This window comes from Mobiluncus mulieris, assembly GCF_014204735.1.
Classification (GTDB): Bacteria; Actinomycetota; Actinomycetes; order Actinomycetales; family Actinomycetaceae; genus Mobiluncus; species Mobiluncus mulieris.
This window is the reverse complement of record NZ_JACHMA010000001.1, coordinates 700,831-715,148: the sequence shown is the minus strand read 5'-3', so window position 1 is coordinate 715,148 and position 14,318 is coordinate 700,831. Positions and strand designations below refer to the sequence as shown.

Annotated in this window: 6 protein-coding genes and 3 rRNA genes; 2 read left to right on the top strand and 7 right to left on the bottom strand. The window is 55.0% G+C overall.

Annotated features, from left to right (window positions below):
* Positions 1-41: 41 nt before the first annotated feature.
* The 3 genes from rrf to F4555_RS03195 form a co-directional block, all read right to left on the bottom strand.
* Positions 42-158, bottom strand: a 5S ribosomal RNA gene (gene rrf / locus F4555_RS03205).
* A 233-nt stretch (positions 159-391) separates the two neighbouring features.
* Positions 392-3,514, bottom strand: a 23S ribosomal RNA gene (locus tag F4555_RS03200).
* A 272-nt stretch (positions 3,515-3,786) separates the two neighbouring features.
* Positions 3,787-5,324, bottom strand: a 16S ribosomal RNA gene (locus F4555_RS03195).
* Together the 16S, 23S and 5S rRNA genes form the textbook arrangement of a ribosomal RNA operon.
* 483 nt (positions 5,325-5,807) lie before the next feature.
* On the opposite strand from F4555_RS03195, the gene F4555_RS03190 reads away from it, so the two are divergent.
* Positions 5,808-7,370 (top strand): heparan-alpha-glucosaminide N-acetyltransferase domain-containing protein, encoded by a 1,563-nt coding sequence (locus F4555_RS03190; protein ID WP_115325420.1) that lies wholly within the window; start codon positions 5,808-5,810, stop codon positions 7,368-7,370.
* Between the two features lie 187 nt (positions 7,371-7,557).
* Here F4555_RS03190 and F4555_RS03185 read toward each other — a convergent pair whose 3' ends face one another.
* Complete coding sequence (locus F4555_RS03185; protein ID WP_103758979.1) at positions 7,558-8,838, bottom strand: AGE family epimerase/isomerase; 1,281 nt, start codon at positions 8,836-8,838, stop codon at positions 7,558-7,560.
* Between the two features lie 286 nt (positions 8,839-9,124).
* Here F4555_RS03185 and trpB point away from each other — a divergent pair, with 286 nt between their 5' ends.
* Complete coding sequence (gene trpB, locus F4555_RS03180) at positions 9,125-10,354, top strand: tryptophan synthase subunit beta (RefSeq protein ID WP_004012645.1); 1,230 nt, start codon at positions 9,125-9,127, stop codon at positions 10,352-10,354.
* On the opposite strand, the gene F4555_RS03175 is transcribed toward trpB, so the two are convergent.
* The 3 genes from F4555_RS03175 to gatA form a co-directional block, all read right to left on the bottom strand.
* A complete protein-coding gene (locus F4555_RS03175; RefSeq protein WP_160151187.1) occupies positions 10,327-10,494 on the bottom strand; it encodes a hypothetical protein in 168 nt (55 codons plus the stop codon). The two genes, trpB and F4555_RS03175, sit on opposite strands and share 28 nt — an antisense overlap.
* Before the next feature lie 783 nt (positions 10,495-11,277).
* Positions 11,278-12,777: an Asp-tRNA(Asn)/Glu-tRNA(Gln) amidotransferase subunit GatB gene (gene gatB / locus F4555_RS03170; RefSeq protein WP_115325422.1), complete on the bottom strand. Its 1,500-nt coding sequence runs from the start codon at positions 12,775-12,777 to the stop codon at positions 11,278-11,280.
* Positions 12,774-14,315, bottom strand: a complete 1,542-nt coding sequence (gene gatA / locus F4555_RS03165) for an Asp-tRNA(Asn)/Glu-tRNA(Gln) amidotransferase subunit GatA (RefSeq protein ID WP_004014526.1) — start codon at positions 14,313-14,315, stop codon at positions 12,774-12,776. Before gatA ends, gatB begins: the two co-directional genes overlap by 4 nt.
* Between the last annotated feature and the right edge of the window lie 3 nt (positions 14,316-14,318).

The window sequence follows — 14,318 nt, the reverse complement described above, 5'->3', positions numbered from 1 at the left end:
TTTGTACCTCGGCTATGCCGAGGTACAAACATTAAGTTTTAGTGCGGCGGTTTCCTACTCTCCCACAACCCCTCGGTTGCAGTACCATCGGCGCGGGTAGGCTTAGCTTCCGGGTTCGGGATGGGTCCGGGCGTTTCCCTACTGCTATGACCGCCGCCACACTGGCGGGCTGTATATCAACCTGTGATACTGTCTCTATCAACAAGTCAGACTCACACCATAGCCCCGACATGCCATTGTTTTCCCTTGTTCCCTACAAGAAAAACAACGGCACACGACACAGGCTGGTGGGCTGGTTTTCGTATAGCGGTAGCGAGTATAAGTAACACAATAAATCACTATCTTGTTTCAGCGTGTCCCAGAATAGGCTCTGTCCCCTGGACACTATGTTTTGTTGTTGTTATCGGCCGATTAGTACCGGTAGGCTCCACATGTCACCATGCTTCCACGTCCGGCCTATCTACCCCGTCATCTACAGGGGGCCTCACCACCACAAGGATGAGGGAGTTATCATCTTGGAGCAGGCTTCCCGCTTAGATGCTTTCAGCGGTTATCCCTCCCGAACGTAGCAAACCAGCCATGCTCTTGGCAGAACAACTGGCACACCAGAGGTTCGTCCGTCCCGGTCCTCTCGTACTAGGGACAGGCCTCCTCAAAACTCCAACGCACGCAGCGGATAGGGACCGAACTGTCTCACGACGTTCTGAACCCAGCTCGCGTACCGCTTTAATGGGCGAACAGCCCAACCCTTGGGACCAACTCCAGCCCCAGGATGCGACGAGCCGACATCGAGGTGCCAAACCATGCCGTCGATATGGACTCTTGGGCAAGATCAGCCTGTTATCCCCGGGGTACCTTTTATCCGTTGAGCGACCACGCTTCCTCAAGCCATGGCCGGATCACTAGTTCCTACTTTCGTACCTGCTCGACCTGTCAGTCTCACAGTCAAGCCCTCTTGTGCACTTACACTCAACACCTGATTGCCAACCAGGCTGAGAGAACCTTTGAGCGCCTCCGTTACCGTTTAGGAGGCAACCGCCCCAGTTAAACTACCCACCAGGCACTGTCCCTGACCCCGATCAGGGGTCTAAGTTAGGAACCCACTTACAACAGAGTGGTATTTCAACAATGACTCCACCAACACTAGCGTGCCAGCTTCACAGTCTCCCACCTATCCTACACAATCGCAAGCGAGCACCAATACCAAGCTATAGTAAAGGTCCCGGGGTCTTTCCGTCCTGCTGCGCGAAACGAGCATCTTTACTCGTAATGCAATTTCACCGGGCTCACGGTCGAGACAGCAGGGAAGTCGTTACGCCATTCGTGCAGGTCGGAACTTACCCGACAAGGAATTTCGCTACCTTAGGATGGTTATAGTTACCACCGCCGTTTACTGGGGCTTAAATTCACCGCTTCACCAAAAAAGGCTAACAGTTCCTCTTAACCTTCCAGCACCGGGCAGGCGTCAGTGCATATACAGCGCCTCACGGCTTAGCATGCACCTGTGTTTTTGATAAACAGTCGCTTCCCCCTATTCACTGCGACCACAACCAACTCAAAACCGTAAAAGCCATCACCAGTCATGGTCCCCCTTCTCCCGAAGTTACGGGGGCATTTTGCCGAGTTCCTTAACCATGATTAACCCGTCCGCTTTAGTATTCTCTACCTGACTACCAGTGTCGGTTTAGGGTACGGGCGGCTAAAACCTAACGCCGAGGCTTTTCTCGGCAGCACAGGCACACTGAACTTCAACCATAAACAGTCTCACCATCAAGCCTCACCTTCGCCATTCAAGACAGCCCCCCGGATTTCCCTAAGGGACAGGCCACACTCTTAGACGCGCCAAGCCATAAGACACGCGCCAGCTACCTCACTGCGTCACCCCTGTTAACACGCTTGACTACTAAACCACGGGACCCCAACAACACCAACCCAAACAAATCCGAAAACCTGTCTAGGAAAAACATCATTGGTTAGCACACGGCTCCTCGCCACTGACGGTTTTTCGCCGGTACCGGAATATCAACCGGTCACCCATCGACTACGCCTGTCGGCCTCGCCTTAGGACCCGACTCACCCAGAGCGGACAAACCTAGCCCTGGAACCCTTAGTCATCCAGCGGGAAAGATTCTCACTTTCCACTCGCTACTCATGCCTGCATTCTCACTCCCACCAAATCCACCAGACCTCACAGCCTGACTTCAACTCTGGCAGGACGCTCCCCTACCCAACAACACCACTAACAACACTCAATGCTGCCGTGTACACGTGTCGATGCCGCGACTTCGGCGGTACGCTTAAGCCCCGCTACATTATCGGCGCGGAACCACTTGACCAGTGAGCTATTACGCACTCTTTCAAGGATGGCTGCTTCTAAGCCAACCTCCTGGTTGTCTACGCGACTCCACATCCTTTCCCACTCAGCGCACGCTTAGGGGCCTTAGTCGACGATCTGGGCTGTTTCCCTCTCGACCACGGAGCTTATCCCCCGCAGTCTCACTGCCACGCTTAACTTAACCGGCATTCGGAGTTTGGCAGACCTCAGTAACCAACAAGGCCCATCAGTCAACCAGTAGCTCTACCACCAGCAAGAAACACGCAACGCTGCACCTAAATGCATTTCGGGGAGAACCAGCTATCACGGAGTTTGATTAGCCTTTCACCCCTACACTCAGCTCATCCCCCCGGTTTTCAACCCAGGTGGGTTCGGTCCTCCACACGCTTCTACACGTGCTTCAACCTGGCCAAGCGTAGATCACCCCGCTTCGGGTCTATATCATGCGACTCAACGCCCTATTCAGACTCGGACTTTCCCTACGGCTACCCCACCACGGGTTAACCTCGCCACACAACATAACTCGCAGGCTCATTCTTCAATAGGCACGCCATCACCCCACAAGGCTCTGACGGATCGTAAGCGCCCGGTTTCAGGTACTATTTCACTCCCCTCCCGGGGTACTTTTCACCATTCCCTCACGGTACTAATACACTATCGGTCACCAGGAAGTATTCAGGCTTACAAAGAGGTCTTTGCAGATTCAAGACAGATTACACGAGTCCGTCCCTACTCGGGGACACGCACCAACCCAAACGCATTCCAACCACCTACGGGGCTATCACCCTCTACGGCCTGCCATCCCAGACAGTTCAACTCAAAACACGCCAAAAGCCCTGCTCCCATGCGGAAAGCAGCATGCGACCCCACAACACCCCACCAGCAACGCCCGCACGCTTGACACCAGTAGAGTTTAGCCATAAATCCGCTTTCGCTCGCCACTACTCACGGAATATCTTCTCCTGCAGGTACTAAGATGTTTCACTTCCCCACGTTCCCCCCAACCCCCTATCAATTCAGAGATTGGTGACCAGCAACAAAACTGGCCGGGTTCCCCCATTCAGGCACCCTCGGATCAAAGCCCGCTCGACAACTCCCCGAGGAATATCGCAGTCCACCACGCCTTTCATCGGCCCCTGGTACCAAGGCATCCACCGAACGCCCCAAAAAACAACCAACAAACAGTTACACCAGAAGAACAAACACTAAAACAAGAACAAAAAAACTTGCATCACAGATACTCGCACCACTATACAAAAACCAACCAACCAACCAAACCAACCACAACAAGACAAAAACCCCACTGCAGCCAGCCGGCCAGGCATGTAAGCCCAAACCCCGATAGCGCCCCCACCCAAAACAGGCAGAACATGTAATCCATCCACACGCATATCCATAAACCAGACAACACCAAAACAAAACAAAACAGTCCAGTCAACGATGCTCCCTAGAAAGGAGGTGATCCAGCCGCACCTTCCGGTACGGCTACCTTGTTACGACTTCGTCCCAATCGCCAATCCCACCTTCGACCGCTCCCCCCAAAAAGGCTAGGCCACGGGCTTCGGGTGTTACCAACTTTCGTGACGTGACGGGCGGTGTGTACAAGGCCCGAGAACGTATTCACCGCAGCAATGCTGATCTGCGATTACTAGCGACTCCAACTTCATGGGGTCGAGTTGCAGACCCCAATCCGAACCGAGACCAGCTTTAAGAGATTAGCCCCACCTCACGGTATCGCAACCCTCTGTACTGGCCATTGTAGCATGCGTGAAGCCCAAGACATAAGGGGCATGATGATTTGACGTCATCCCCACCCTCCTCCGAGTTAACCCCGGCAGTCCCTCACGAGTCCCCACCATAACGTGCTGGCAACATGAGGCAAGGGTTGCGCTCGTTGCGGGACTTAACCCAACATCTCACGACACGAGCTGACGACAACCATGCACCACCTGTACACCACCCCGAAGGCCACACCATCTCTGGCATGTCGCAGTGTATGTCAAGCCTTGGTAAGGTTCTTCGCGTTGCATCGAATTAATCCGCATGCTCCGCCGCTTGTGCGGGCCCCCGTCAATTCCTTTGAGTTTTAGCCTTGCGGCCGTACTCCCCAGGCGGGGAACTTAATGCGTTAGCTACGGCGCAGAAACACAGGATAGCATCCCCACACCTAGTTCCCAACGTTTACAGCGTGGACTACCAGGGTATCTAATCCTGTTCGCTCCCCACGCTTTCGCTCCTCAGCGTCAGTAACGGCCCAGTGACCTGCCTTCGCCATCGGTGTTCCTCCTGATATCTGCGCATTCCACCGCTACACCAGGAATTCCAGTCACCCCTACCGCACTCAAGCCCGCCCGTACCCACCGCAGACCAACAGTTAAGCTGCTGGCTTTCACGACAGACGCGACGAACCACCTACGAGCTCTTTACGCCCAATAAATCCGGACAACGCTCGCGCCCTACGTATTACCGCGGCTGCTGGCACGTAGTTAGCCGGCGCTTCTTCCCCCGCTACCATCAACACACCCAAAAGCATGCCTTTTTCACGAGAAAAAGGAGTTCACAACCCGAAGGCCTACACCCTCCACGCGGCGTCGCTGCATCAAACTTCCGTCCATTGTGCAATATTCCCCACTGCTGCCTCCCGTAGGAGTCTGGGCCGTATCTCAGTCCCAGTGCGACCGACCACCCTCTCAGGCCGGCTACCCGTCAAAGCCTTGGTAAGCCATCACCCCACCAACAAGCTGATAGGCCGCGAGCCCACCCCATTCCAGAAAAAACCTTTCCAAACCACACCATGCGATGCAGCCTGAATATCCAGTATTAGCAGCCGTTTCCAGCCGTTATCCCAAAGAAAAGGACAGGTTACTCACGTGTTACTCGCCCGTTCGCCACTAATCCACCACAGCAAGCTGCGGCTTCATCGTTCGACTTGCATGTGTTAAGCACGCCGCCAGCGTTCGTCCTGAGCCAGGATCAAACTCTCCAACAAAAAACCAAAAACAACCCCAACCAAAAAAGCCAGAGCCACAAGATTTCAAGCCAGAAAAAAACCTGACAAAACCCCGTTATTCACAAACAGAAAACGAGACAAAAACACTAACAAACCCCACCCAAAACAGGGCAGGAAAAAAACAAAACGCGTAAACAAAAAACAAAACACTATCGAGACCAAAACCAACAAACCCACTCACCAATCCACCCCAGTATTTTACCGAGATTTCAACAATCGGGGCGTCACTCCCCTTCGGAATAACCCAAAAGAGCGCAACAGATAAAACAATACATGACCACCCCAAGGAACGCAAATTGAAGACCCCTTGTTTGCATCCCGGGCGTGTCGCGCCTTCTGTAAACCCCAAGTTTTCCTTGAGATTTCAAGACTTTCCACAGGTATGCTGAAAAATCAGGGTATTATCACCTTATTTTCCCAAAAAGACCACGTGGATGATTGGTTGCCCTCTAAACTAATCTCATGGTTGATGAACTTCCCGAGATTCCGCTGCGCAATTCCGAAGATGCTTCGATGCCCGGAAACACACCAATAGCTTCGTCTGAAGCCCCCCTCGCCACGATGTCAGCGAGCGCCCCCACTACAGTTCCAGTTGGTAGCGCAGCCACGAAAGCTGACCCATCAGTCAGGTCCACCGGCCTCCCCACGAAACCATCATTTTTCGAACGCTTACTGGGCGGTGCGCAACGCATCCCCGCTTTCGACTTGGCGCGCGGCCTAGCCATTGTCGGCATGTTCACGGCGCATATTCTGACCTTTGACTCTAACCTACCCCAGTCTGTTATTGGTATCAGCCACGGGCGCTCTGCCGCGCTCTTTGCCTTCCTCGCCGGGATATCCCTGGGCATCATTGCCGGTCGCGAACACCCACCGAGCGGGGTAAAACTGCTACAAACTCGAATGCGAGTTGTCACCCGCGCCTTGGTTTTGCTGCTAATCGTAGCGCTCCTAGCCATGTACAATCTGGGCATCATCCTGATTCTGGGATTTTATGCAGCGTGGTTCCTGGCATCTCTGCCTTTCCTGGGCTGGAATGGCCGCAAACTCCTGGTTCTTGGGGGCGGGCTCGTTCTTGTAGGTACTCCATTAGCCATAGTTATCAACCAAATTCTGATTGGCATCACCCTACAAACCACCTCGCAAGTGGACTCCGCCGCTTATATCTACTTGCTCTCTGGCACCTACGGGGGTGCCGGGTTTCTGGGCTATATTTTCATCGGCCTCGCCCTGACTCGCTTGGGCTTCGCTTCCGACCCGAAAAAAGCGCGGAAACTGGCAAAGAAAGTCCTCGCAGTGGGCTGCCTCCTGTTCCTGGTAGGAGCCGGGGGTGCCACCTTGGCGGATTCCATTCGCACCGGACATTTTTCTTTGGCGATATTGGGAACCAATAACATGGCTTCGGATAATCCTGGCCACAATTCCAAACCGCCAGTGGAACCCGAGCCGACACCCACCCCCACCGTGTTTCCCCCCGAAACCGGATCCTTGGCCGGGAAATCAATCCCCTCAAACTGCTACTGCGATTTCTCTAAACCCAAATCCGATACCAACGACAGTGCCAAGAAACCCAGCGAGGGAATCCTCGGCGGTACCAGACAAGGTGACATCACGGCTTGGATGAAGTTCTTCTCTGGCCTCTCTCTCAATGATTTCGACCTGGAGTTTTGGCGTCAAGCCTTCCTCGATGCCGCTCCACACTCCAATTCACTGTTAGAGACCCTAGGCAACCTTGGTTTTTCTATGATAGTCGTTAGTTTATTCCTCTTAGGAGGACGTCCCCTGGCGATACTACTGTTCCCACTAGCTGCGATGGGCTCGATGGCGCTAAGTATCTATACCTTGCATGTATTTTGGGTCTCGGTCACTACGCTAGGTCAGTTGCCGCTGGTGCCGTCGTTCCTGGTTATGTTGATGTGTTTCGCCGTGTTATCTTGCGTGTGGCGTTTCTGGTTGGGACGCGGGCCGCTGGAACGGCTGTTACATTGGGCCTCGCACCGGGCGGCGCGGGTGACCCCGGCTTCATGAGGTGCCAGGAAATATTCCCTGTTCCCCAAAATTCGCCCCGATAGAAATCGCTAAAGTCCCGGCGGGCACCTCATGAAGCCGGAAGAAAACAGACAAACAGCAACCAAAGCCCCAACCATGGCTAACACCTCATGAACAAGCAGACATAACGAGGCACGAAAACCAAGACACCAAACGGATTAACGCCTCATGAACGGGAACGGGAACGCAACGCGACGGCAAAACCCGGCGTGACCGGCAAATCCACCAGGAACATAGCCTGACCCGCGTGATAAATATCCGCCTTACCCGGCCAAGTCAAGGCTGCTGGATGGTTGTCTCGATCCAACTCGTGCCACCAACGCCCCGGAGCCTCTATCAAGTACTCCTGAGCATAGACACTGAGTTTCTCGCACCACTGCGCTGCCGTTTGCGCCAAGATGTCCCCCTCGGGGAACTGGGCGGCCAAGCGAGAAATCGCCAAGCTCACTCCCAAGGCCTCGCAGACCACCCAGTGCATTCGCTGTGTTGACACCGGTTTACCCTCGAAATCAGTGGTGTAGGGAAACCCCGAAGCACCGTCCACACCCCAAGCTTCCAAGGCTGTCAGGTACACCGCCCCCGCTGCTTCTGGCACCCACCCCAAGCCGAAATCCAAACCCGCCGCCTGTGCGGTCGCCCGCAACTGGAGAATCAGACGTGTCCACTCGAAACTGTGCCCCGGAGTCGCCCCCCACGGCCGGAACGGATCCGTGGGATTATCCCGATTATACCCAAAATCAACCCGCCAATCCGTGGTATAGTGCTCCGGGATACGCCAGGAGTTTTCCCGCGCGGACTGGTTGATAGTCTTGTCCGCAATCGACGCGGCACGGCGCAAATATTCACTGTCCCCCGTGGCATCGAAAGCCGCCAGAGCGGACTCGAAAGTATGCATATTCGCATTCGCACCCCGGTATGCCTCGCAATCCGACCAGTCCCGAGCGTAGGTATCGCGCACCCGACCGGCAGCCTCTTCCCACCAGTAACAATCCTGGATTCGGCGGGCTTCCGCCAGGAGTGCGCGTGCCCCAGGAATCCCCGCAACAGCGGCAGAACTGGCGGCGATAATCACGAAAGCGTGGGCGTAGGCTTCTTTGCGTGGGGCGCGCTCCAAGTTGGGACGCGCGCAGCCGGCATCATCCAACTCGGTTTCAATCCAAGAAAACCAACCGGAATATTCAGGGTCACGGAAATAATCGGTGATGGCGTGAATACCGTGAGCGGCCAAGTCGCGAGAGAGCTCCGGGCGAATTCCCGCCAAAGCAAAGAGAGAAAACATGTGGGTCATGCGGCAGTTAATCCACAACTGTGCTCCATATTCTGGAAGGATTTCCCCGTCGGAGCCAAGATAACCAAACCCAGCGGGGACTTTAGATAATGCGGCGAACTCGCACAACGCTGGGAGTTCGCGGGTGGCTAAGTCAGAAAGTTTCAAGAATTCGGTCATAGCTAAATTCTAGCTGTAAATAACGTCGCCTGCGGCGAGAAAACATGCGATTAGTTTGTGTCAGTATTCGAGACAATAGTCACAAACTTAGGGTTTCCCTACCGGAAGCGTGTAGGCTTAAGTCTCGGCGTGTTACGGCGCTGGTGCGTCGCAACGGCGGTGTTTATGCGGTGCTTTCGATGCTGCTCATGAGGTGCCATTCATGATGTAGCCAATCACACCTTGCACCTCATGAACCCGCAACGCCACAACCAAGCGGAGCCCCGGCTGACCCCAAGGAGGAAACATGAACAAGTACCGTGATTTCGATAACTATCTGAAGGAATACCCCGACGAACGCGGATACTTCGGAAAATACGGTGGGAACTACCTCCAAGACCCCGAGTTGGTCAAGGCTTTCGAGGAATACGCCGAGGCTTATAACACCATCGCCCAATCCGCCCAGTTCATTGCGGAACTGCGTCGGATTCGCAAGGATTTCCAAGGCCGTCCCACCCCGGTGTATCACTGCCAACGGCTGAGCCAACAGCTCGGTCGCACCCAGATTTACTTGAAACGCGAGGATTTGAACCACACCGGGGCGCATAAACTCAACCACTGCATGGGCGAGGGGCTGCTGGCCAAGTACATGGGGAAAAAGAAGCTGATTGCCGAAACTGGGGCGGGACAGCACGGCGTGGCTCTGGCCACGGCGGCAGCGTATTTCGGCTTGGAATGTGATATTTACATGGGCGAGGTAGACATCGCCAAGCAAGCCCCCAATGTGGCGCGGATGAAAGTACTGGGGGCGCGAGTAATTCCCGTCAGTTTCGGATTAAAGACCCTGAAGGAAGCGGTGGATGCAGCATTTATGGCTTTCTCAAAGGAATACCACGAGGCGATTTACTGCATCGGCACCGCCGCTGGCCCGCATCCCTTCCCCGTGATGGTGCGGGACTTCCAGGAGGTAGTCGGCACCGAGGCACGTGCCCAGTTCCTGGAGCAAACTGGGCACCTACCCGACAAGGTCGTGGCCTGCGTGGGTGGCGGATCAAACGCCATTGGCATGTTTGTGCCGTTCTTGGCCGACCCGGTAGAGATTTACGGGGTGGAGCCCCTGGGGCGTGGCAAGGCTTTGGGAGATCACGCGGCCACGATTACCTTTGGCGGCGAAGGCGTGATGCACGGGTTCAACTCGATTATGTTGAGCGATGCTTCGGGCCAGCCCGCGCCGGTGTATTCCAATGCTTCCGGGCTGGATTATCCCTCGGTCGGACCGGAGCATTCTTTGCTGCACGACTTGGGGCGCGTGAACTATGTCACCGTGGATGACGAACAGGCCATCGAGGCACTGTTCCTCCTATCTCGCCTGGAGGGAATTATTCCGGCCATCGAAAGTTCGCACGCCTTGGCCTATGCGATTCGCGAGGCGCGCACCGGGAAAACCGGATCAATCCTGGTGAATCTGTCGGGGCGCGGCGACAAGGACCTGGATTTCGTCATTGAACACTACGGGACAGGTGAGAAATACGTATAGGTTGCGGTTCGCTTTGGTCTGTGGGCTGCTTCGAGCTCGGCTTCATGAGGTGCCAGCCGCAATGGCGGACGGTATTCCCAGGCTCGGTTGGCCACCGCTTCATGCAACACTAACCACACTTCGTCCGAACAAATGTGCATATTTTAAAGTTCCTTTACCTGCGTATTTATACCCACCGGCAGGATTTGGTGCAAAATTTACTCCACGTACACGCTCACTATGGTAGGTTTACGGGAACTAAGAAAGAAGGTGATACTTGAGACAATATAACAAATCATTATTTCTCCTAGCTACCTTGTCCACAGCGATGTTGATTTCAGGGTGCACTGGTTCTACTAACGCGACTGACACCAGTCAGGATGAGCTAAGTAACAGTAGTAATAGAAAAACAGCCGACAATACAAGTGAGGTTTTGTCGGTGGAAGCGCTAGAGGAGTTTCTCGAAAAGAATCACGAATCGGGACTCCTTAAAGTTATAGCAAAGGGTTCATTTGCTGGTGACAAGCATCTTAACCTGCAAGCTACATCTGGTAAATCGGGAAGTTACTCGATTACTTATACCTGTAAACAAAATAAGCCATCGAATATGTCGATATGGCTAAAGGCCGATAAATCTGACCACACAAGTCAGATGCGTAGGCTTATGGAGACTGAGGGCTGTCGACCACAATCGATAGAAACAGTTTCACTTCCGATAAGCGAATTTCCGCAAGCCAATCAAGTTCTCTTCATAGCAGAACCTGACACCAAAATAACGACACTAATTCACGAGACCAAATTGGATTAGACATTCCTATAATTTGCACAAATATACAGTGGTGGTGGGCATTTTTCTAAACGAAAAATGCCCACCACCATGTAGCGTAGAAATATCGCGTGGCTTGCTCCCAAACATTGCGAAGCGCTCAAATAAGAGCAAACCCCTAAAGGCCGAGCTCCTTCATGATCAGCGCTTTGACGGCCTTGGCGTCCGCCGAGCCGCGCGTAGCCTTCATTACTGGGCCGATTAGCGCCCCGATGGCCGCCATCTTGCCGCCCTTGATTTTTTCAACTACATCGGGGTTATCCGCCAGCGCCTGTTTCACGGCAGATTCCAGCGCCCCCGTATCGGAGACCACCTCCAGGCCACGAGCCTTGACAACTTCGGCCGGGTCACCCTCGCCAGCCAAAACACCCGCGATAACCTGTTTGGCCAGCTTGTCGTTAATCTTGCCATCCGCGATAAGGGTTTCCAGTTCCGCGACCTGGGCAGAGGTGACAGGCATCTCTTCCAGATCCTTTTCCTGTTCCTTGGCCAGACGGGCAATCTCGCCCATCCACCACTTGCGCGCTCCGGCGGGTTCGGCACCGGCCGCGACCGTTTGGTCAATCAAATCCAGAGCGCCCGCATTGACAATGTCACGCATCTCGATATCGGTGAAACCCCACTCCCCCTGCAAACGCTTACGCCGCGCGGCCGGCATTTCCGGTAGGCTCGCCCGGATTTCCTCCACCCACTCGCGGGAGGGCTGCAATGGTACCAAATCGGGTTCGGGGAAGTAACGGTAGTCTTCTGCATCAGACTTTTCACGTCCCGGCGAAGTCGTGCCATCCTCGGCGTGATAGTGGCGAGTTTCCTGAACAATCTTGCCACCAGCCGCAAGAATCGCCGCCTGGCGGCGCATCTCGTAGTGCACGGTTTTTTCGATGCCACGGAAAGAGTTCACATTCTTGGTTTCGGTACGTGTCCCCAAAGGAGCATCCTTGCCAGGACGAATCGACACGTTCACATCCGCGCGCACATTACCGTGCTCCATCCGCGCCTCGGACACGCCGATAGCGCGGAAAATATCGCGCAGGGTACGCACATAGGCAGCCGCGACCTCCGGGGCACGCTTCCCGGTGCCATAAATCGGTTTCGTCACGATTTCTACCAGCGGCACGCCCGCACGGTTGTAGTCCACCAGGGAGTGATCCGCACCCTGGATGCGGCCTTCATCCCCACCGATATGGGTGTTCTTGCCGGCATCTTCCTCCATGTGAGCCCGCTCGATTTCCACGCGGAAAACCTCGCCGTCTTCTAGTTCCACATCCAGATAGCCGTCATAGCAAATCGGTTCATCGTACTGGGAAATCTGGTAGGCCTTGGCGAGATCAGGATAGAAATAGTTCTTGCGGGCAAACCGGCAGTATTCCGCGATATTACAGTTCAAAGCCAAGCCGATGCGAATAGCGTATTCCACCGCTTTATGGTTCACCACCGGCAGACTGCCAGGCAGTCCCAGAGACACCGGGGTGATATGGGTATTAGGTTCACCCCCGAAAGTATTGGGCGCATAGTCGAACATCTTGGTTTCGGTACCAAGTTCCACGTGGACTTCCATGCCCAGAACCGGGTCGAATTGTTCGCAAACCTTGTCGTAATTCATCAACTTGTCGCTCATTTAGCGGCCTCCTTTCCTGCGGTGGTGGTCCATCTTGCGGCCGGACACGGCGGCATCGGGGTGTCACTAGTCGCCAGTTGCGCTTCTACTAAGGCGGCCGCCGCATACATGGTTTTATCCCCCCGAGCGGGAGCCAGAATCTGGATTCCCACCGGCAGGCCATCCTCCGGAGCCACCCCGCCGGGTACGGAAATCGCGGGAATTCCCGCCATATTTGCCGGAATCGTGGCCACGTCATTGAGGTACATGGCCATCGGGTCGTCCAGTTTATCGCCGAACTTGAAAGCGGTGGTGGGGGCGGTGGGCGAAATCAGCACATCACACTGTTCAAAAGCCGCCGCCAAGTCTCGTTGCACCAGGGTGCGCACCTTTTGGGCGCTGCCATAGTAGGCATCGAAATATCCGGCCGAAAGCACGTGGGTGCCAAGGATAATGCGGCGTTTCACTTCCGGACCAAACCCGGCTTCCCGGGTGGCTGCCATCATGGTTTCCGCCGTTACCGGACCGGATTCGGGCAGCACTCGTAAGCCGTAGCGTACCCCGTCGAAACGCGCCAAGTTCGAAGACACCTCGGCCGGCATAATCAAGTAATACGCTGCCAAGGAATACTCGAAGGACGGGCAATCCACTTCCACGATGCTCGCCCCGGCAGCGCGCAGGCGTTCTACTGCTTCATCAAAACGCTGGCGCACCCCGGCCTGGAAGCCCTCACCGCTGATTTGTTTGACCACACCCACACGAAGTTTGGTGGTATTGGGATTGGCCACAACCTCGGTTACGGCCGCCGATAAATCCGGCACCGGTTCATCTAGCGAGGTCGCGTCCAGGGGATCATGACCAGCAATAATTGTGTGCAGCGCCGCCGCATCCGACACGCACCTCGTGACCGGGCCAATTTGATCCAAAGACGAAGCCATCGCGACCAAGCCATAACGGGAAACGGCACCATAAGTGGGTTTTGCCCCCACCGTACCGGTTACTGCACCCGGCTGGCGGATAGACCCGCCCGTGTCCGACCCCAAAGCCCAGGGTGCCAGGTATGCAGCCACCGCTGCCGCCGAGCCACCCCCGGAGCCACCGGGAATACGCTCTAAATCCCACGGGTTGCGGGTCAATCCGTAAGCCGAATGCTCGGTAGAGGAACCCATGGCAAATTCGTCCATATTGGTTTTACCCAACACCGGCAGGCCAGCCTCGCGCAGTTTCAACACCACCGTCGCGTCATAGGGCGGCAGCCAGCCTTCCAGAATCTTCGATCCACAGGTCGTGGGCTTACCCCGCGTCACCAAATTGTCTTTAATCGCAATCGGCACCCCGGCGTAGGGCGGCAGTTCCTTGCCCGCTGCCCGGTCGGCATCGACCTGGCGGGCGGTTTCCAGGGCACCGGCTTCGTCCACAAACAGGAACGCATGAATCGTTCCATCCAGATTCTTGATTCGCTCCAGGAAAATCTTTACGAGTTCCTCGCTGGTGGTTTCCCCCGCGCGCAGTTTTTCTGCCAACTCGGTGGCACTTTGTAGATACAACTCGCTGGTCATAGC

Bases quoted from the DNA above. Each gene is read 5' to 3' on its own strand.
- trpB (WP_004012645.1), top strand. From the start codon at position 9,125: ATGAACAAGTACCGTGATTTCGATAACTATCTGAAGGAATACCCCGAC.
- gatB (WP_115325422.1), bottom strand. From the start codon at position 12,777: ATGAGCGACAAGTTGATGAATTACGACAAGGTTTGCGAACAATTCGAC.
- F4555_RS03190 (WP_115325420.1), top strand. From the start codon at position 5,808: ATGGTTGATGAACTTCCCGAGATTCCGCTGCGCAATTCCGAAGATGCT.
- gatA (WP_004014526.1), bottom strand. From the start codon at position 14,315: ATGACCAGCGAGTTGTATCTACAAAGTGCCACCGAGTTGGCAGAAAAA.
- F4555_RS03175 (WP_160151187.1), bottom strand. From the start codon at position 10,494: ATGCACATTTGTTCGGACGAAGTGTGGTTAGTGTTGCATGAAGCGGTG.
- F4555_RS03185 (WP_103758979.1), bottom strand. From the start codon at position 8,838: ATGACCGAATTCTTGAAACTTTCTGACTTAGCCACCCGCGAACTCCCA.